This window comes from Flavimarina sp. Hel_I_48 (assembly GCF_000733945.1).
Classification (GTDB): Bacteria; Bacteroidota; Bacteroidia; order Flavobacteriales; family Flavobacteriaceae; genus Leeuwenhoekiella.
Map to the genome: position 1 here is coordinate 2343357 of NZ_JPOL01000002.1, position 20511 is coordinate 2363867.

Consider the following 20511-nt stretch of genomic DNA (forward strand, 5'->3'; position numbering starts at 1 on the left):
TTTTGCTTTAATTTAGTAAGGTGTTAAATAAACTTTAAGGTTGTGCCGGTAGGGTATCTGAATTAAAGGAATAGATCGTTTTAAATTAAGGCTACGCTGATAACTGCGCGTAGGATCCCTGTATAAAGGAGCGACCGTACTTGCGCTCTAACCGGCGAAGGGTAAAATGTGCAGTTGCCATTTTTTGAAAGTGGGCGATAAACAGCACATTTATAGATGCGCCGGCTACACCGCCCACTACGGGTAGTAGTTGCGCCATAAATTTTTCACTCACTTGAAGACTGTACCGTGCGCTTACCTGGCCTATTACTTTTGCAAGTGGGGCAGAAGATTGTGCTGCCAGTGTTTCAATAACCCTGGAGGTACCATTATTTGCAATATAGGTACTGGCGTGGCTCATTGCAGAGCGTAGGGCTGCGCGGGTAGCATAATAGCTCGTATCCAGTTCGTCGTCATCTTCAGAAGTGCCGCCCAGGGCAAAAACCTCAAGACACGCGAGCTGTGTTTCTATCGCATACACGTCCTCACCCTGACTGCGGGCGATATCCAGGATGGAACGCATCATAAACTTAGTGGTAAACAACAAATCTGCCGTAAAGCCTGCTACGCCCAGAAATCCACCTGCTGCACCAGAAAAGCCGGTGACCATTTTGTACATGGTATTTAACGATTTCTGGCCTGTTTTACCATTGTTCATGGTTTTTAGATTGGCCTTGACGGCAACGCGCAACGCCTGTTGAATGGTGTGCTGTACTTTATCCTGATATTTCTCGGGAATCATGGCCAGGCCACTATCTATGGGTGTCCCTATGGTATTAAAAGCCCTCATTAAAAAGGAAACATGTTCCAGGTCATATTTGGCTTTTTTTAGGGACTGAAGATCTTCTTGGGCAATATGTTGTAAACTTAGGGATTGGGAGGTCATGTATAGGTTTTTTTAATGGGACAAAAGTTGGTTTGGGTTTTCCGAATTTTAAAATAGAATATAAATTCTAATTCAAGTAGTAACGCACTCCTCTTATTTAATATTAAAAGATGCATTTTATTGATAGATCAAATAGTATGCAAAAACACGGCTTTGTATATCAAAATTGCCAATTTTGTTTTAAAAAGCATGTATCATTTGATATAAACTACACCTTTGAAAATACTATTTTGGGTTGAAATTCCGCTAAATCAGAGGGGTTTTTACCAATATATTCCTTAAAAATGGGGCACTTTTTACCAATTATCAACCCAATTTTAAGGTTTTAATAAAAAATCAGTTGATTATTTCAGATTCTAAAATTAAACCATCTCTTATTTTTAAAGTCATAGTTCTACATAGGTGTTGAATATATCTTCAATACTTGATTAAATTTGCCATTGTACATAAATAGTAGCCGGTAAGGTCAAAGAATGAAAACAAAATACATTGTATACTCGGTACTCATACTGGGTTTGCTGGGGCTGGTAGCCTACAGGGTAATTGATAATAAGGAAAAAGATGAAGCTGGTGAGCAGGGACGGGGCAACACGATGGTTACCGTGGGCGGCATGATTCTCGAACCGCAAAAATTTGAGGACAACCTGTCCTTATCTGGTTCCCTTGAAGCGAATGAGCAAATTGACTTGCGCAGTGAGGTCAACGGCGTGGTGGAGCAGATCAATTTTGAAGAAGGTTCTGAGGTAAAAAAAGGCCAGGTTCTTTTTAGGGTAAATGATGTCGAGCTGCGCGCCCAGCAGTCTATGATGAGCAGCGCCCAGAAGCTTGCTTCGGAAAATGAACGCCGGGCCAAATTGCTTCTTGAAAAACAGGCTATTAGTCAGGAAGAATACGATGTTTCAAATGCAGATCTTGCCTCCTCTAAAGCTTCCTCGCAATTAATAAACGCCCAACTATCAAAAGCTACCGTGCGTGCACCTTTTTCTGGTACCATTGGCTTAAGGGAAATATCTGAAGGTACTTATGTGACCCCGCAGACACCTATTGCAAAACTTGTCAATACGAGCCAGTTGAAGATCACGTTTGCCATCCCCGAGAAATATGCTTCCCGGATGAAAATAAATAATGAGATCAGTTTTACGACTCCAACATCTACAGAAGAACAAACGGCGAAAATCTATGCTATTGAACCTGCCGTAGAGATCGCGACCCGAACTCTGCGTATGCGCGCAGTAGCAGACAATAGTTCAGGGAAATTGTATCCTGGGACCTTTGTAAATGTTCTGCTTCCGCTGGAAACTATAGAGGATGCCCTTCTTGTACCTACCGAAGCTTTGATTCCCATTCAAAATGGAAAGAAAATTTTTGTGTACCGCAACGGTAAAGCACGTGAAATCGAGGTAAAAACAGGATCACGCACAGACAGTCTGGTGCGGGTCATAACAGGATTGAAAGCGCGGGACACCATACTTACCTACGGCGTAATGGCGCTCAATGACGGCACGCCCGTTAAGGTGAACCTGGAAGATAAAGCTAATATCGCCGCAAAATGAATCTTTCTACCCTAAGCATTAAACGTCCCGTACTTACCATTGTAATGAATATATCGCTGATCCTTTTCGGCATTATTGGGTACACCTATCTGGGCGTTAGGGAGTTCCCCTCTATTGATCCGGCGGTTGTTTCTGTAAGCACCAGCTATTCTGGCGCCAATGCAGATATAATTGAATCGCAGATTACGGAGCCCCTGGAAAAATCGATCAACTCCATCGATGGTATTCGGAATCTGACATCCTCAAGTGTTCAGGGTTCCAGCCGTATCAATATTGAATTCAATCTGGATAAAAACCTGGAAGAAGCGGCAAACGATGTGCGCGATAAGGTTTCCCAGGCCGTGCGGAGCCTACCTGATGATATTGATGCGCCACCTGTGGTTTCTAAGGCAGACGCAGATGCAGAGCGTATTCTCTCCATGACGATCCAGAGTGACAATAAGAATATCCTTGAACTTTCAGATTATGCAGAAAATGTAATCGCCCAGCGGCTGGAGACCATTCCGGGCGTGAGCAGTGTACAGATCTGGGGACAGCGCCGCTACGCCATGAAATTGTGGATAGATCCTATAAAGCTGGCTTCTTATGGTGCTACCGTTTCTGACGTGCGTAGCGCCCTTTTAGCGCAAAATGTAGAATTACCATCTGGAAAATTAACGGGTGCCAACACAGAACTTACCGTAAAAACTATAGGAAATCTCTCTACTGAAGATGATTTTAACAATATCATTATATTAACAGACGGCAACAAGATCGTTCGGCTTAGTGATATAGGTCGTGCTTCTCTGGAAGGGGAAAACATGGAGACAAAAATGAGCGATTCTGGTCAGCCTATGGTCGCCACGGCCGTTGTTCCGCAGCCGGGAACCAATTATCTGGAGATCGCAGATGCGTTTTATGCCGAATATGAAAAACTGAAAAAAGACCTGCCGGAAGGTTTTAAACTCAATGTGGTCATAGATGACACCGTATTTGTGCGTCGCGCAGTAACGGAAGTGGCCGAAACCCTGGGGATTTCCATCGTGCTTGTGATCCTGGTGATTTTCCTGTTTTTTAGGGATTGGTCCATGGCGCTTCGGCCGCTTATAGATATTCCCGTTTCGCTGATTGCCACCTTTTTTGTGATGTGGATTTTTGGCTATTCGGTCAACGTTCTTACCCTTTTGGCAATCGTACTAGCCACGGGTCTGGTGGTAGATGACGGGATCGTGGTAACCGAAAATATTTATAAAAAAGTAGAGGAGGGGATGTCGCCCATTGAAGCTGCGATCAAAGGTTCAAACGAAATCTTTTTTGCCGTTATTTCAATTTCCATTACCCTGGCTGCGGTCTTTCTACCGGTTATTTTTCTGGAAGGTTTTGTGGGTAGGTTATTTAGGGAATTTGGTGTTGTTTTAGGTGCTGCGGTGCTTATTTCCGCCTTTGTTTCCCTTACGCTCACTCCTATGCTAAACGCGTATTTGATGAAGCCCGGAAAGCAGAAAAGGGGCAAATTTTATAATGTGACCGAAAAGTACTTTGTGCAGATGAATAAGGGGTATGCTGATTCCCTTAGCAGTTTTATGAAACGCAAATGGCTCAGTTTTCCCATTCTGGCCCTGTGTATTGGCGCTATCGCATTATTCTATACATTACTGAAAAAGGAAACGGCTCCCTACGATGACCGAAGTTTTGTGCGTTTAAGTGTTACCGCCCCAGAAGGTTCTTCTTATGAATATATGGATCGTTACATGAACGATATTACCCAACTCATCAATGATTCCGTTCCTGAGAAAAAGGTGAGCCTTGTGCTTACTTCTCCCGGTTTTGGAACCTCTTCGGTAAATAGCGGGCGGGCGAATATTGCGCTCGTAGAACCTGGAGAGAGGGAGCGTTCCCAGCATGAGATTGCCAATGACCTCAATAAATGGGCGAGTGCTTATGTGGGTGCAAAGTCCAATGTTTCCGAAAGGCCTACGATATCTGTAAACCGTCGTGGAGGGCCACCTATTCAATATGTAATCCAGGCGCCCAATTTTCAGAAACTACAGGAAAAAATACCTGAGTTTATGCGCGAGGCAGAAAATGACCCCACATTTTCCTATACTGATGTTGACCTCAAATTTGACAAACCCGAACTCTACGTCACCATAGATCGCGAGAAGGCAGAAAGTCTTGGTGTTTCAGTTCGAGATGTGGCGCAGACGCTTCAATTATCGCTTAGTGGGCAAAGATTTGGTTATTTTATACGAAGCGGGAAACAATATCAGGTCATGGGACAATTTGATAAAGATGACCGCAATGCACCTACTGATCTTACTTCTATTTTTGTCAGGAACAAAGATGGTATTTTGATCCAGTTGGACAATCTTGTCAATACGGCAGAACATAGCAGTCCGCCCCAGCTCTTTCACAACAACAGGTATATGTCTGCCACGGTTTCTGCTAATCTTGCGCCCGGTAAGAGCATAGGCGATGGGATCGCGGCGATGGAGCGTATTAAAGATAAGGTGCTTGATGAAAGTTTCACGACAGACCTGGGCGGGGAGTCCCGCGATTTTGTAGAAAGTAGCAGCAACACGCTTTTCGCTTTTGGCCTTGCGCTATTGCTTATTTATCTTATACTCGCGGCTCAATTTGAAAGTTTTATAGATCCCTTTATCATCATTCTTACCGTTCCCATGGCTGTTGCCGGAGCGGTATTTTCCCTGTGGCTGTTCGGACAGAGCTGGAATATTTTTAGCCAGATCGGTACGATCATGCTCATTGGTCTGGTGACTAAAAATGGTATTCTTATCGTAGAATTTGCCAATCAATTACGGGAAGAGGGTGTTCCTAAACTTGAAGCTATTTTAAAAGCCTCTGAGTCGCGTTTGCGTCCTATATTGATGACGAGCTTAACGATTGCACTGGGTGCTCTGCCTATAGCGGTGTCCCTGGGTGCAGCATCAGAAAGCAGGATAGGGATGGGCGTAGTAATCATCGGTGGAACTGTATTTTCACTGATTCTCACCTTATTTATTATACCGAGTATTTACGTTATGTGGTCAAGGGAGAAAAAACACAATCCCGAACTGGACCGCGTTGAAAACTATGAAAATGAACTACAGCATACCTAGAATGATTCGTTTATTCATTTTTTTAGTCGGTTTTGTAAGCTTTGCGCAGGCACAAGAGTTGCTTACCGTTGAAGAGGCCGTACGCATCGCCCTTGAAAATAACTACGAAATACGCCTGGCCAAAAATGAACTGCAAATAGATGTAGAAGGGGTAAGCCTGGGCTACGCCGGAATATTACCTAATGTACAAGCGCAGGCCACTGATAATAACAACATACAGGACATTTACCAGGTGCGGTCTGATGGTACGGTACGTGAACTTGATAACGGTAAGAACAACAACCTGAATTATGGAGTGAACCTGGACTGGACGCTCTTTGATGGTTTTGGGATGTTTGCCCGTTATGATCAGTTAAAGGAACTAAAAAACCTGGGCGAGGCAGAACTGCAACAGGCAGTACTGGGCCGGGTTGCAGATGTGATGACCACCTATTTTCAGTTGGTACAGCAAAAGCAGGAACTTGCTGCACTAGACAGCACCCTGGTTATTTCAGAACAGCGGGTAGAATTTGCCCAAAACCGTTTCACTATTGGGAAAGCTTCAAAACTGGAAGTACTCAATGCGCAGGTAGATTTAAATACAGACCAGACCCTATTATTGCGCCAGGTAGAAGAATATAGCAATACAAAAACCCGCCTCAATGAAATCATCGCACGCGATATAGAAACCAAGTTTACCGTGGAAGATGCTATGCTGGTAGATCAGTCCCTTGAACTGGAATCGCTTGAAGATAAGGCAAAGGATCAAAACCCTGAACTTCAGGCGCAGCTCATCAACAAACGTATCGCAGAACTTCAGTTCAAGAGGGTTCGTGCCAATCGCTATCCCGTGCTTGTGGGGACAACAGGCTATAATTTTAATGAATCTGAGTCCAGCCTGGGTTTTACCACAACCTCATCATCACAGGGGTTTAATTATGGTTTTACTGCCAGTGTGAATATTTTTGACGGTTTTACCCAAAACAGGGATGAAAAGATAGCCAAATTACAAATTGAAAACAGTGCTGTCATCATTGAACAACAATTGCAGACCCTGCAATCGCAACTGGCTACCGCCTTTCAAACTTATCTTACTAATGTTCGATTAATCGAACTGGAGCAACGCAATGAAGCGATAGCAAAGGAAAACCTGGATATAACCCTGGAAAAATTTAAGATAGGAACCATCCCCACGATCGAGTTTCGTACTGCCCAACTCAATTACATAAATGCTAAAGTGCGCTACAGCGAGGCGACGTATCAGGCGAAACTTTCTGAAATTACGCTAAAGCAACTGGCGGGAAGTCTTACTTTATAAATTGGTAAAATAGTGCTCAAAACTGTTCTAAACCTTGTGTTTTTAGCAATTTTTTATCTGTTTTTGGTAATTAATGATTTGGCTTTCTCAAATCAAATAGCCCCATGGTAAATAAACCGTGGGGCTGTTTGTTAATTATAAATGAGAAGGACTAGGTAAGTGACCAGCCTGGGCTGTACTCCCTTTTCACAAATTTATTAGCCTCTTCCAGATTTGTGACACGCATATTTTCTGCGTCCCAGATCATTTCGATATTTCTACCGGGGTAGGTCATATAGGTCTCTCCATTATCCCTTGTTTTTTGCTCCTGAATATCTGTTCCCCTGATGGCAAGGTTGGCAATCAAAAGAGTTTCGGTAAGTGGGCCAGCAATTTCAAAGGGCGAACTTACCTCCATATTGCCGTAACCAGCGATCGCAGCTTCAACCCATTGTGCATAATGTCCTTCGGCACCGCCGGGAACGCGTTCGATGGTTTGGGCTACGTTAGCTTGTTCTGTTTTTGAAAGCGGTAATAATTGTGGGTTCACACCATAAGTGCCACACATCATTTTCCCTTTGGAACCTATAAAGAGTGCACCGTTGCCGCCGTCACCAAAAGTTTCATTGGGACCTAATTCTTCTGGCCGCGTGGGTTGGATACCGCCGTCCATCCAGTGCATTTTAACTTCACCCTCGGTTTTGTCCGTTTTAGGGAAAGTCATGGTAACGTGACTAGAAGGTGGACAGCTATCAGGGAAATATCCACGTTTAAATTCGTCTACATAAACACTTCCCACACTGCACTGTACATTTTTAGGGTAGCCAAGGTTGAGCACGCGATAAGGAGGTTCAACAAGGTGACATCCCATATCGCCAAGGGCTCCTGTACCATAATCCCACCAGCCGCGCCAGTTAAAAGGCACCAGACCACCTACATAATTCTTCTTGGGAGCAGTACCCAGCCACAGGTCCCAATCCAGTTCCTTTGGTATCTCTGTAGCGTTGTCTGGCCATGGAATTCCTTGTGGCCATACAGGACGGTCTGTCCATACATACACTTCACTTACATCACCTATGAGACCAGCATCATACCATTCTCGCAGTTGGCGTACGCCATCACCAGAAGAACCCTGGTTTCCCATCTGGGTGACCACTTTATATTTTTTTGCAGCCTCGGTAAGTTTACGGGCTTCATAGATATCATGGGTAAGCGGTTTTTGTACATACACATGTTTACCAAGTTCCATGGCAGCCATGGCTGCGACAGCATGAGTATGGTCTGGAGTTGAAACCGAAACGGCATCAATATTCTTTGCTTCCTTATCAAGCATCTCACGATAGTCCTTATAGTATTTAGCTTTAGGAAAACGTTTTCTGGAATTTGCGGCACGGCGGTCATCAACATCACAGAGAAAGGCAATGTCTGCTTTTCCTGATTTAGCGAAACTGGCAATATCACTCTCTCCTTTTCCACCTACGCCTATACCTGCTACGACCAGTTTATCACTTGGGGCAATAAAACCCGGACCGCCCAATACGTGACGCGGAATAATGGAAATACCGGCGGTGGCTATAGCAGTACTTTTAATGAAATTCCTTCTGGAACTGGCTGTTGATGATTCTTTTGATTTCATAATATCTAGTAAAACGGTTTAGTTATTTTCATTTAATAGGTATCAAGATACTTATAACGTTTGCGTTATGCAAGCATTAAAATTAATTTCTTTTCAACTTAGAGTTAAATCAATAGAGAAATACATAACTATCCCTTGATATCACTATCATTTATTTGAAAAATAATTTTTATAACATTAGAATAAGCAACCTGGTACTTAGGAAATGGGAGTTAATCAATATTCTCAACAATGCTATACTTATAAAGAGAGGTATTTTGATCATCAATCATCGCTATTAAATGTTCTCTAAGTTCTGGTTGAACCTTAAATGAAATCTCTGCATCTATATCCTCTACAAGTGCGTCCATAAAGGAGAATGCGCGATAGACTTCTTCTCGAGTAAAAGGTTGTTTTACTATGATCTCTAAAGATCTATTGGCAATATTTTTATAAGTGAACATATAATTATTATTTAAGGCACGCTTTTAAGAGCTTTTCCAGTTTGGAGTATATTGAAATTTTGGAATTAAAGAGTATTGTCTTTCTAAAGTATTCTTCTTAAAGTACTCCTTTAACTACGCTATTGTTACACAATACAAAAACAAATTGGTTGAAGCGAATCGTTAGTATAGTCTCTATATATAAGGAGTATCTAAAAAATTATATAGGCATAAAAGGATTTTAGAGCGCAAAGTACGATAATTCTTTTAGTTCGGTAATTTCAGAACTAAAAATTGATTCAAAATATTTATTTTTCACTAAATTTTCTTTGTAAGAAATAAGCTTCAAATTGAATGTACTATAAAGATTAAGTGCATAAATTTTGGTCGTAATAATATATTTAGTATATTGCCGCACCTTAAATCATAAAATTTTATTAAATTAAAGTAGGTCTGTTATGAAAAAATTAACCTTTTTAACCTCTCTTTTAATCGTATTGATCTCTTGTACTACAGAAGAAATGGATATGATCGAACAAGAATTTACAGCTGTAGAACAGGAAACTAAACCACTAGAAGCGCAGCCCGAAACGCAACTTAAAATACCGTCAGATTCTGTTGCTATAGAAGTCGAGGTATTGGAGAGTAAAGCGCTCCGTACTACTTTAGAGGTATTCAAAGACGATCCAGACTTCAAAATGAATGCACAAACAAAGGAAAATCAAAACTCTTCCCTTTGTTTTCAGTTTGTCTACCCTCTGGTTGTGGCTTATAATGATGGTTCTGAAAAACAATTAAAGGATTATGATGCTTTATTGGGAGCTTTATTGGATGAAAGTACTGAACGGCATATTACAGGAGTAGGTTTTCCATTTGAAATTTATAAAGATGGCAGCAATCAGGTTTACGAAATAAATGATGAAGAAGAATTCAAAATGTTAATTGCAGACTGTGGCTATGATGAAGTAAGCTATACAGATGTGATTCATGTAACAAGTCCTTGTTTTACGGTAAATTATCCTCTGGAACTAATAATCAGCGATAAGGTAAAAGCATTCGAAAGTCAGGAAGAAGCAGATACCTATTTTAATACTTTCTGGTCTTCTTCTACAACCGTTACTATTTCATATCCCTTCCGTGTAACATTGCATACAGCAGACGGGGATGAGCGTACATCAATTGAAAATGATTTTGAGATGATCAATCTTGTTAAGACAATCTGCGGAATAGAATAAATACAAGTTATTTTACTTAAAAAACCCCACTAAACCACCTATTACAGGTGGTTTTTTATTGTTTTACTTCGGAATAAAGCTTATATTAAATCCTATCAAAAATCAATATATGAGCAGAGGTTTTGTAAAGGAAGACGATCAGGAGGAAGCGCCCATTATACCGCCACGCGCCGCACTCCCGGAGGGCGCGATTAACTATGTGACTCCCTATGGATTGCAGCAATTGCATAAAGAGCGTGACGAACTAGAAGGTAAAATTGCCAGCCTCGATGAAGATGATGAGCGGGAGCGCCGGCGAGCGATGGCCCTTCTAAATGGTAACCTCAACCTCCTTCTTGAACGTATACATGCCGCCCGTGTTCTTGAACCCGAAAACCAGAATCACACTGAAATACGTTTTGGGGCCTGGGTAACCTACACAGTCAATACGGGTGGAAAACCGATTAAAATTCAGATTGTAGGCGTAGATGAGGCTGATGTGAAGAAAAACAAAATTGCGTTTACTGCACCCATCGCGATTGCACTTACCGGAAAGAAAGCCGGCGACGAAGCCGTACTCAACCTGGGTAAAGAAAAAAGAAACCTACATATTGAAGCTGTAGCGTATGAGAAGTAAAAATTTTACGAATTAACGCTTATAGCGTCACTCAATTTTAAGGTACCTGTAGATTTTGGTACAAGATAAACACCGAAATCAACACCTCCTTCCGCCTTTTTATAACTGGCCAACTCGCGCAGCGGCTGTTGATCCTTATCTTTCTGTGAAGTATCAGGATCTATTGTAATCATGGTGCAGCGTTTAGTACAGGAAACCACTTCAAAAATACAGTTCCCTATTTTGATATTTTTCCAGAATTCCTCTTCAAAAGGCTTACTCCCAGAAACCACTATATTGGGTCGAAAACGGCCTATTTTTACCTGTTTTTTAAGTCTTTTGTTCAGATTTTCGAGCGAAGCCGTGGTTACTAAATGTATGGGGGAGGCATCACAAAAGTTAATTGGGATTTCGCTTTTGCTTTTTGAGGAGAAACGTGGTTTTTGTTTGTCTATCATCACAAGCCTACAAGATTGATCCAGCAAATGGCTGAGCCATTTATTTATAGGATGCTCCGCTAGAAGTCCCTCTGTGGGAATCTTAAAAAGTTCTATTTGTACCTTATTTTGAAAGTCTTTTGTATAGTCGATGCATATTGGTTCTTGGTCATCAGCGGAAAGTTCTAAAAGATCGCCTCGCAATGCTACTTTTATATTTAATAAGGCAGGATTTTCCCTGGCGGTGATTATTTGCTCTTCCGTATTAATTACCGCAAATTCACGATCCCTGAGAAACCCTGTTTGCACAACTTCAACTTCTTCCCTTGTGATTGATCTGGCCGATTTCAGCGGGTAAACATACAATTGTTCTATTTTCATAACCAGATTTAAGGTGAATCCCAACCAATTTTATGCTAAAAATACCGATTTATAATAAGAAAAGGTCCTGAAATCTTAAGCGCGAATGCTCAAAATTTCAAGACCTCTTATTAGATCCTCAAAAACCAAATTAGTTCATGGGGGTGTATTCAAATTTCTGTCCACCTACAGATATGTCTACCATAAGACCACCTCGTGGCACTATAAATACGGCTACGCCCTCACGGTAATTTACGTCTGCGGCAGCGCCACTTTTAAGCATAACAGCTGAAACATTTCCGGTAAATTCAAAATCATCATCCCTAAAACGGTCAAAAGATTTTGCGTCTTCAAAGAAAATAATTTCACTGAAAGTTTTTCCACCGGCTTGCAAACCAACGTCAAGTTTTTTCACATCGGCCATTCCTACCATTTGTCCGTTCTGGTATACAACGCCATTTCCGGAGGCTGCGCCTACGATAAAACCGCCCTTGCCTACTTTAGGAAAAACAACATATGCAATGGCATCATCCATAAATTTCTGAATGCCGGCATCCTTTGTTATTAAGCTGCTTTTCACTTCATCTGCAGCGGCAATTACCTTCTTATCTTTCTTGCTTTGAGCAAAAGTACCTATGCTTATAAAAAGCATGGCTACCATAAAAATCTTACTCTTTTTCATACTATGTTCTGTTTAAAGTTGAGTTCAAAAGTATCACTAAATACCTCAGGTGATAGTTAAAACTGCGTTACCTTATGTGAAGGCATTGCTAAATAATAACCATTAAAGGGTCTTTATATTCTTGCCTATTAGAAATAAGAATTTGACTTCAAGCTTGCATTTAATATGGGAGCTTTAAACGAATAAACAGCATGGGAAAATCAGTGTGCTTCCACACCTTCCTCAATATTTTCTTCGATTTCTTCTTCGGTTTCTTTGTCAAGATCGGGATGGGTATCTACGGGAGTACCGTTTTTGATCAATAAAGAAAAATACATAGGAAAATGATCTGACCCGTAGTATGAAAGTCGGCGCATTTCCTCTACATAAATATCCTGGGAGTGAAACATATGATCAATGGGAAAGCGTAAATACCAGTACTCTGCATGAAATGTAGGATACAGTCCCCGGCCTATACGCGGGTCTATAAGTCCGGTCATTTTTCTAAACAAACGGGATACCCGCGACCATACAACATCGTTGAGATCACCACACACGACAATGGGTGCATTGAGATCGCGCACTTTTTTACCGGCAAGAAGTAGCTCGGCATCACGTTCTTTAGAAGTTTCGTTTTCTGTTGGGCTGGGCGGTGCGGGATGTACGCAGATAAGATTGAGTGGATCGCCCTTCCGGTAATGTACTTTAGTAAAAATGGAAGGTACATCCTCTTCAACCATGTATTCTACGCGGGTGTCAGTAAGTTTGTATTTTGAATATAAGTGCATACCGTAGTAATTGTCAATGGGAACCTTGACGGTATAGGGATAGTCCTTTTCAAAGCATTCCAACTCTGCTTCCCATTTTTTATCGGTTTCCATGGTCAGGAAAACATCAGGCTCCTCTTTGTAGATCAGATCACGGAATTTGTCATATTCCCTATTGTCCTGAAGCACATTTGCGGTAATTAAGCTCAGTTTCTTTAAATGTGAAGTGTTTTTGGGACGTTTTCTGCCTACCGGATATATTTTAGAATACGGTATTACGATAATGATCTGCAGGGTTAGCGTTGCGATAAGGCCTATGAGCATACCCCATTGCCAGTCGCGTTCAGGATAGGAAAGTATAAGAATAAGAAATATTACAAAAGCCTGAAGAAAACTTGTTTGCACGCGTACATAATCCCAGCCACGAACCGCCCAGTGTTTTATATGCACAAGCGGCAACAGGGCAATGAGAATGAAGAAGCCGGCAAAATAGTATAAAACCATAGGTTAGTTGTTTTTTGTAAGATCTTGAAAAAGTGATTCTAAGTTGGTATTTTTTTTATTCAGCTGAAGTATTTTCAGGCCATTGTCGTGGGCAAAATCAAACACCGCCGGCCGCATGTCCCTTTTAGTATCAAAAAGAATTTCATAGCAAAACCGGGTAGTGTTTTTAATTGCTATCACTTTATGAAGCTGCTGCAGGGCCACTTCTTCCACGCGGTAATCAAATTCTACAACGAGCAATTGTTCTTTTTCATCCTGAAGTTCCGCAAGGCGTTTGTCTGCAACTATAATCCCGTGGTCTATAATTATGGCGCGATCACAAATGGCTTCCACTTCTTGCATGATATGGGTTGACAGCAGCACCGTTTTTTCTTTTCCAATGGTCTTTATGAGTTCGCGGATATCTACAAGTTGATTGGGGTCCAGCCCCGTTGTGGGTTCATCGAGAATAAGCACTTCCGGATCGTGCAATAGGGCAGCGGCAAGGCCCACACGCTGGCGATAGCCCTTGCTGAGGGATTGTATTTTTTTATGCGCTTCGGGCAGGAGGCCGGTGCGCTCAATAAGTTCGTCAATTTTAGGATTTTTCAAATGATGCAGCCCCGCGTTGAACTTTAGGTACTCGCGTACGTACATATCCAGATACAGGGGGTTGTTTTCGGGAAGATAGCCCACGCTTTGCTGAACCTTTTTTTTTGAAGTAGCCATGTCATAACCGTTTACCTTGACAATTCCCGAAGTAGGGGAAATGTATCCCGTAAGTATTTTCATCATCGTGCTTTTGCCAGCACCATTAGGACCCAAAAAACCAGTTATTTCCCCTTTTTTTATAGTGAAACTTATAGCTTGAAGTGCCTGTTGTGTGCCGTAGCTTTTAGACACTTCAGATACGGTTATAGACATTTTTTGCTTTTGTTGACCGGTTAATTAAAAGGGTATAACGCATTATGATTCAATTTGTTCTTAATGAGGATTCAGGTTCAAAATTATAGAAATAGAATTAATTCGTTTCAGTTTGTCCCTTTAATCGCAAAATACACAGACTACTTGGCACTGAAAGTAGCGCCAAAGTGAGTTGGCAAAAATAAGATTAAGTAGCTTGTGCTGCCTATTTTTAACAATCCTGATGTTCTGATGGTATCAATTTCTTAAAAATATTCCATCAAACTACAAATATGTTAAAAATCAAGAATATTTAATAGATTTAAAATGCGTTCCTATTATTTTTTCTACTTTAGCGACTCATTTAACAGCAAATGCTCAACCTACGTTATTTCTGGAACCGTTATTACTTCTTTTTCTTTGGGAAAGAGGCGGGACCACTATAGCGATAGGTATAGTAAAAAATATTCAGGTCCCGATGTATAATCGGGGCCTTTTTTAGTTTCCGCCAATGCGGAAAAAACAAAACGAAATGCATTGAAACATATAGTAGCAATACAAGGTATAAAAGGCTCCTTTCACCATCAGGTGGCACAGGATTTTTTTAGTGAAGATGTCGCCGTACTTGAGTGCCGCTCCTTTCAGGATGTGGTGAACAGCTTACTGGCGGGTACCAGTACAGACGCGGTGATGGCCATTGAAAACAGTATTGCGGGAAGCATCATTCCCAACTATGCGCTTATTGATGAATATGACCTCAATATTGAAGGTGAATATTATTTACCCATAAGCCAAAACCTTATGGTACTTCCGGGTCAAAAGCTGGAAGATCTCAAAGAAGTCTGGTCCCATCCCATGGCTATATTACAATGTCGGGAATTTTTTAAGGGAAAAGAGCATATCAGGCTTATTGAAGATGATGATACCGCTGGTGCGGCCAAACGGGTTATGGATGAAAAGGCCATTAATGTAGGGGCTATCGCCAGTAAAATTGCGGCAAATATCTATGGTCTTGAAATCATAGCGCCAGATATGCAAACGATAAAAGATAACGCTACCCGTTTTTTTATTTTGAACACCAATGGCCGGAGCAATACGGAAACGCCGGACAAAGCTTCCGTAAAATTTCTTACGGACCATAAAAGGGGAAGTCTAGCCGCGGTGCTCAATGTCATGAGCGATTGCAGGCTCAACCTTACTAAAATACAATCCCTGCCCGTTATTGAAACACCCTGGATCTATTCCTTTTTTGTAGACGTGACCTTTAAGGATTACAGGCATTTTGAAAAAGCCAAAAAATTATTAGGCATCATGGCCAAAAAATTTGAAGTATTGGGCGAGTATAAAAACATGAAAAAATGATCAAGCCAGCAAACCGCTTACAACAGACTACCGAATATTATTTCTCACGCAAACTAAAAGAGGTACGTGCGCTCGCCGCTGCCGGAAAGCCTATCATAAACATGGGTATAGGCAGTCCAGATCTTGCGCCACCAGATCAGGTAATCAAGGCCTTGACAGATGCCATGAAAGACGGGCACGCACACCAATATCAAAATTATAAGGGTTTGCCGCAATTGCGTGAGGCAATGGCAGATTTTTATAAGAAAAGTTATTCGGTAGTGCTTGATCCTGAAACCGAAATTTTACCTTTAATGGGGTCAAAAGAAGGGATTATGCATATAAGTATGGCCTTTTTAAATGCTGGTGATGCGGTTTTAATCCCTAATCCTGGGTATCCTACCTATACATCAGTTACAAATTTGCTGGAGGCGACACCCCTTTATTATGAACTGGATGCAGAAAATAACTGGTTGCCAGATTATAAAAAACTGGAAGAGCGCGACCTTAGCGGGGTAAAATTAATGTGGGTCAATTACCCGCATATGCCCACGGGCGCTACCGCTACTGCTGCAGATTTTGAGGAATTGATCGCGTTCGCGAAAGCCAGAAATATCCTTGTCGTCAATGATAACCCCTACAGTTTTATCCTTAATGACAAACCGCTTTCCATTTTAGACGCGCCCGGCGCTAAAGAGGTCGCCCTTGAGCTTAATAGTCTCAGCAAATCGTTCAATATGGCCGGCTGGCGCGTGGGTATGGTGTTAGGCGCAGAGGTGTACATAAACGATATTGTGAAAGTCAAAAGCAATATGGATAGCGGTATGTTCTATGGAATTCAGCAAGGAGCCGCAGCTGTTTTAAAAGAAGGCGAGGAATGGTTCGGTAAACTGAACAAGATTTATGAAAAACGCCGACAGCGGGTCTGGGAACTGGCAGAAAAACTCAACTGTACCTTTGATAAAAATGCCGTAGGTCTTTTTGTCTGGGCAAAATTGCCCCAAGGAAGTATGGACGCCGAAGCATTTATAGACGAAATATTGATCGAAAAGAGCATTTTTATCACTCCGGGGACGATTTTTGGCGATCAGGGAGCAGGATATATCCGTTTTTCCCTTTGCGTAACCGAAGAAAAAGTTGAAGAAGCGATAAGCAGATTTTAGTCACCCTGGCCCTTAAATGGGAGACTAATATTTTTACCATTGAAAGTAGTAGGCGGCTGAGTAAATTTATTTAAGCGCAGCGTAAATTAATTTGAATAGAATATAACAGGCAGGCGGCTGAGTAAATTTATTGAAGCGCAACATGAATAAATTTGAATAGAACACAATAGGCAGGCGGCTGAGTAAATTTATTGAAGCGCAGCGTAAATAAATTTGTACCGAAGCCCCGTTCAAAATAATAATAGGAATAGCAATAATAGTAATAGCGTGGAAGATTTCAAGAATATATTTATCATAGGCGTAGGGCTTATAGGTGGTTCGCTTGCGAGGGATTTTAAACGTTTATTGCCAGAAGCCCAGCTTTACGGTATAGATTCAAGCAATGACCATCTGGAAGAAGCTGTTGGGCTCGGGGTAGTAGCGCATTCCGCAGGACTTGAAGATCTGCACAAAGCTGATCTTGTGATCCTCGCGGTGCCCGTGGACCAGGCCAATCTCTTTTTGCCACCGGTACTTGATGCCGTAGGTGATGAAGCGCTGGTCATAGACGTAGGTTCCACAAAAAGCAGTATTTGTGATGCGGTGGCAGAGCATCCTAAGCGCCGTAACTTCCTGGCCGCGCATCCTATTTCTGGTACAGAATTCTCTGGTCCCACCGCTGCCATAGAATATTTGTTCAGTGGTAAAACGATGATTATCTGTGAGGTTGAAAAAACAGCTTTCAAATTGCAGGAAAAAGCGCTTGCGCTCTTTAGCGCCTTGAACATGCGCCTTCGCTATATGGATCCGCAGTCGCACGATAAGCATATTGCCTATGTGTCGCACCTTTCTCATATTTCCAGCTTTATGCTGGGAAAAACCGTTATGGAAAAGGAAAAGAACGAAAAAGATATCTTTGATATGGCCGGTAGTGGTTTTGCTTCTACAGTGCGTCTCGCTAAAAGTAATCCCGCTACGTGGACGCCCATTTTCAAGGAGAACAAAGTGCATGTGCTCGAGACACTTTCAGAATATATACAGAACCTTAAAACGTTCAAAGACCTTCTGGAATCAGACGATTATGAGAGCATTTATACCGAAATTAAAAATACAAATCACATAAAATCAATACTTAAAGGAATCTCTTAATTGGCAAAAAGCCGTAAATTTGTAACATTATGGAAAACAAGAAAGAACTTAGAAATTGGCTAGACGCCTTCAATTTGGACCATCCTTTAGTGATTGCAGGTCCTTGTAGTGCAGAAACCGAAGAGCAAGTGCTCAAGATAGCACACCAACTTAAAGATACTGATGCCACCGTATTGCGTGCCGGTATCTGGAAACCACGTACCCGCCCGGGAATGTTTGAGGGTGTGGGTGCGCTGGGACTTAAGTGGCTTCAAAAGGCCAAGGAGGAAACGGGTATGCTCATTACCACAGAGGTAGCAAATGCAAACCATGTAGAGCTTGCTCTCAAGCATGATGTTGATATTTTATGGATAGGCGCACGTACCACTGTTTCCCCATTCATCGTTCAGGAAATCGCTGATGCGCTCAAAGGAACTGACAAACCGGTACTTGTCAAAAACCCGGTAAATCCAGATTTGGCGTTATGGTTGGGCGCTGTAGAGCGTTTCTACACACAGGATATTAAAAACCTTGGCGTTATTCACCGCGGTTTTTCCACGTATGAAAAAACGAAGTACCGTAACAATCCAGAGTGGCAATTACCTATTGATCTACAAAACGAATTCCCAGATTTGCCACTTATTTTAGATCCTTCGCACATTGCCGGGCGTCGCGATATTATATTTGATTTGTGCCAGACTGGTCTTGACCTCAACTATGATGGGATTATGTTTGAAACCCATTACGATCCAGACAATGCCTGGAGTGATGCGAAGCAGCAAATCACGCCAGAGCGTCTTATCGAGATCATGGTAGATCTTAAAATACGTAAGGAAGTAGGTACCGAAATGGAATTCAACAATAAGTTGAGCACCATGCGGACGCAGATTGACGTGATAGACCACCAACTTATAGAAACGATGGGCAAGCGTATGAAAATCGCTGATTCCATTGGGGAATTGAAAACACAAAATAATGTTGCCATTCTACAAACTAAACGTTGGAATGAAATTCTGGGCGCAATGATCCTGGAAGGTGAGCAGCACGGGCTAAGTGAAGAATTTATCCTTAAAGTGTTCAAAGCCATTCACCAGGAATCTATCAATCACCAGAAAAAGATTGTTAGAATGGAAGAGGCGTAGGTAGAGGTTGATCTTTTGAGCTGAAAATCTGGAAAGCGCCCTCACAATAAAACAAATTATGCCTAATAACCTGAATTTTACAAATTAAAGTTATTTGGCTAATTTACTTTTTAATGGGCGTTCCCCTGTGGGTCGGGCTTTACGTTGCAATCTTTTTGCTCGTGCCTCGCAAAAAGGATTTCCACTTCAATCCCTAACGCGAAAATTTTTTTCGATCTAATTGGACAGTTGTGAAAGTGCATACTAATCTTTTTCAGTAGCAATAGAATTATTTCAGAAAGAATAAAAGAAATATTTTTTCAATATCAAAAACGGTTTTCAGTCCCTGAAAGCCGTTTTTTGCGTTGCAGCGGTAAAAACACCCTATTTTTAGCCGAAAATAGGGTAGTTTTGTACAATAAATCTCAAAATTAATTCTTGAAGGGAACAGTCTATAAATCAACAGGAAGCTGGTACACGGTAAAAGCGGAAAACGGCAAGTTTTATGATTGCCGTATTAAAGGAAAATTCCGTCTAAAGGGCATAAAAAGCACGAATCCGGTTGCAGTGGGCGACCACGTAGAATATGAGTTGGAAGAAACCAGTGACACGGTCACCGGAGTCATAAAAACCATTCAGGAGCGAGAAAATCATATTATCCGTAAATCAGTAAACCTTTCTAAACAAACCCATATCATCGCGGCAAATGTTGACCTTGTTTTTTTGGTAATTACGCTCAACAATCCGCCTACATTTACTTCTTTTATAGACCGTTTTCTGGTAACCTGCGAGGCGTATCATATAAAAGCGGTATTGTTGTTCAATAAGATTGATACCTATACCCTTGAGGAAAAAGGGGAAATTAAATATCTGGCGGAAATGTACCGCAGGATTGGTTATACCTGTCTGGGAACTTCGGCCATAACCGGCACCAATGTGGATGAGGTTAAGACGCTGATGACTGGCAAAACCAGCATGTTTGCGGGACATAGCGGCGTAGGGAAGTCAACACTGGTCAATGCGATTGAACCTACGCTAGATCTCAAAACAAAGGCCATTAGTGAGCAGCATGCACAAGGCCAGCATACCACGACCTTTGCAGAAATGTATGATCTTGATTTTGATGCACGAATTATAGATACGCCGGGTATAAAGGGTTTTGGCGTGGTGGATATTGAAAAAGAAGAGCTGGGAAGTTATTTTCCGGAGTTTTTTGCATTGAAAGAACATTGTAAATTCAACAATTGCCTACATCTGGAAGAACCGCATTGTGCGGTAAAAAATGCACTGGAAAATGACGAACTCGATTGGTCACGTTACCGCAGTTATGTGCAGATTTTAGAAGGCGATGATGAAGGGTTTCGCCGGGATATTTATGATTCCCCCTAATCCCCAAAGGGGGAATGTCAAAAGTGTTTCAGGTTGCAA

At 41.7% G+C, this 20511-nt stretch carries 17 protein-coding genes; 10 read left to right on the forward strand and 7 right to left on the reverse strand.

Annotation, left to right across the window (positions count from 1 at the left end):
* Positions 1 to 91: 91 nt before the first annotated feature.
* Complete coding sequence (locus P162_RS10345; protein ID WP_031427319.1) at positions 92 to 925, reverse strand: EcsC family protein; 834 nt, start codon at positions 923 to 925, stop codon at positions 92 to 94.
* 473 nt (positions 926 to 1398) lie between these two features.
* On the opposite strand from P162_RS10345, the gene P162_RS10350 reads away from it, so the two are divergent.
* The 3 genes from P162_RS10350 to P162_RS10360 are packed head-to-tail and all read left to right on the forward strand — an operon-like array spanning position 1399 to position 6873.
* Complete coding sequence (locus P162_RS10350) at positions 1399 to 2478, forward strand: efflux RND transporter periplasmic adaptor subunit (RefSeq protein ID WP_031427320.1); 1080 nt, start codon at positions 1399 to 1401, stop codon at positions 2476 to 2478.
* Complete coding sequence (locus P162_RS10355; RefSeq protein ID WP_031427322.1) at positions 2475 to 5576, forward strand: efflux RND transporter permease subunit; 3102 nt, start codon at positions 2475 to 2477, stop codon at positions 5574 to 5576. The genes P162_RS10350 and P162_RS10355 overlap by 4 nt, the downstream gene beginning before the upstream one ends.
* Complete coding sequence (locus P162_RS10360) at positions 5557 to 6873, forward strand: TolC family protein (protein WP_031427323.1); 1317 nt, start codon at positions 5557 to 5559, stop codon at positions 6871 to 6873. The genes P162_RS10355 and P162_RS10360 overlap by 20 nt, the downstream gene beginning before the upstream one ends.
* A gap of 151 nt (positions 6874 to 7024) precedes the next feature.
* Here P162_RS10360 and P162_RS10365 read toward each other — a convergent pair whose 3' ends face one another.
* Entirely contained in the window at positions 7025 to 8488 is a 1464-nt protein-coding gene (locus P162_RS10365) for a Gfo/Idh/MocA family protein (protein ID WP_031427325.1), read from the reverse strand.
* 212 nt (positions 8489 to 8700) lie between these two features.
* The gene (locus tag P162_RS10370) at positions 8701 to 8931 is read right to left on the reverse strand and encodes a hypothetical protein (protein WP_031427326.1); all 231 of its coding nucleotides are present in this window, start codon (positions 8929 to 8931) and stop codon (positions 8701 to 8703) included.
* A 437-nt stretch (positions 8932 to 9368) separates the two neighbouring features.
* On the opposite strand from P162_RS10370, the gene P162_RS10375 reads away from it, so the two are divergent.
* Together P162_RS10375 and P162_RS10380 are read left to right on the forward strand one after the other, a co-directional pair.
* Positions 9369 to 10145 carry a hypothetical protein gene (locus P162_RS10375; protein WP_031427327.1) on the forward strand — a complete coding sequence of 259 codons (777 nt, stop codon included), beginning with the start codon at positions 9369 to 9371 and terminating at the stop codon, positions 10143 to 10145.
* 109 nt (positions 10146 to 10254) lie between these two features.
* Positions 10255 to 10761: a GreA/GreB family elongation factor gene (locus P162_RS10380; protein WP_031427329.1), complete on the forward strand. Its 507-nt coding sequence runs from the start codon at positions 10255 to 10257 to the stop codon at positions 10759 to 10761.
* 5 nt (positions 10762 to 10766) lie between these two features.
* On the opposite strand, the gene P162_RS10385 is transcribed toward P162_RS10380, so the two are convergent.
* The 4 genes from P162_RS10385 to gldA all read right to left on the reverse strand — a co-directional run bounded on the left by P162_RS10385 (position 10767) and on the right by gldA (position 14372).
* Complete coding sequence (locus tag P162_RS10385) at positions 10767 to 11558, reverse strand: MOSC domain-containing protein (protein WP_031427331.1); 792 nt, start codon at positions 11556 to 11558, stop codon at positions 10767 to 10769.
* Between the two features lie 130 nt (positions 11559 to 11688).
* The gene (locus P162_RS10390; protein WP_031427332.1) at positions 11689 to 12219 is read right to left on the reverse strand and encodes a hypothetical protein; all 531 of its coding nucleotides are present in this window, start codon (positions 12217 to 12219) and stop codon (positions 11689 to 11691) included.
* Positions 12220 to 12419: 200 nt separating this feature from the next.
* Positions 12420 to 13469, reverse strand: a complete 1050-nt coding sequence (locus tag P162_RS10395) for an endonuclease/exonuclease/phosphatase family protein (RefSeq protein WP_031427333.1) — start codon at positions 13467 to 13469, stop codon at positions 12420 to 12422.
* A 3-nt stretch (positions 13470 to 13472) separates the two neighbouring features.
* Positions 13473 to 14372: a gliding motility-associated ABC transporter ATP-binding subunit GldA gene (gldA, locus tag P162_RS10400; protein WP_031427334.1), complete on the reverse strand. Its 900-nt coding sequence runs from the start codon at positions 14370 to 14372 to the stop codon at positions 13473 to 13475.
* 516 nt (positions 14373 to 14888) lie between these two features.
* Here gldA and P162_RS10405 point away from each other — a divergent pair.
* The 5 genes from P162_RS10405 to rsgA all read left to right on the forward strand — a co-directional run bounded on the left by P162_RS10405 (position 14889) and on the right by rsgA (position 20472).
* A complete protein-coding gene (locus P162_RS10405; protein WP_031427336.1) occupies positions 14889 to 15713 on the forward strand; it encodes a prephenate dehydratase in 825 nt (274 codons plus the stop codon).
* Complete coding sequence (locus P162_RS10410) at positions 15710 to 16855, forward strand: pyridoxal phosphate-dependent aminotransferase (protein WP_031427337.1); 1146 nt, start codon at positions 15710 to 15712, stop codon at positions 16853 to 16855. Before P162_RS10405 ends, P162_RS10410 begins: the two co-directional genes overlap by 4 nt.
* Positions 16856 to 17122: 267 nt before the next feature.
* The gene (locus tag P162_RS10415; protein ID WP_031427339.1) at positions 17123 to 17983 is read left to right on the forward strand and encodes a prephenate dehydrogenase; all 861 of its coding nucleotides are present in this window, start codon (positions 17123 to 17125) and stop codon (positions 17981 to 17983) included.
* Between the two features lie 29 nt (positions 17984 to 18012).
* A complete protein-coding gene (locus tag P162_RS10420; protein WP_031427340.1) occupies positions 18013 to 19104 on the forward strand; it encodes a bifunctional 3-deoxy-7-phosphoheptulonate synthase/chorismate mutase type II in 1092 nt (363 codons plus the stop codon).
* A gap of 417 nt (positions 19105 to 19521) precedes the next feature.
* The gene (rsgA, locus tag P162_RS10425) at positions 19522 to 20472 is read left to right on the forward strand and encodes a ribosome small subunit-dependent GTPase A (RefSeq protein WP_031427341.1); all 951 of its coding nucleotides are present in this window, start codon (positions 19522 to 19524) and stop codon (positions 20470 to 20472) included.
* The last annotated feature ends 39 nt before the right edge of the window (positions 20473 to 20511 follow it).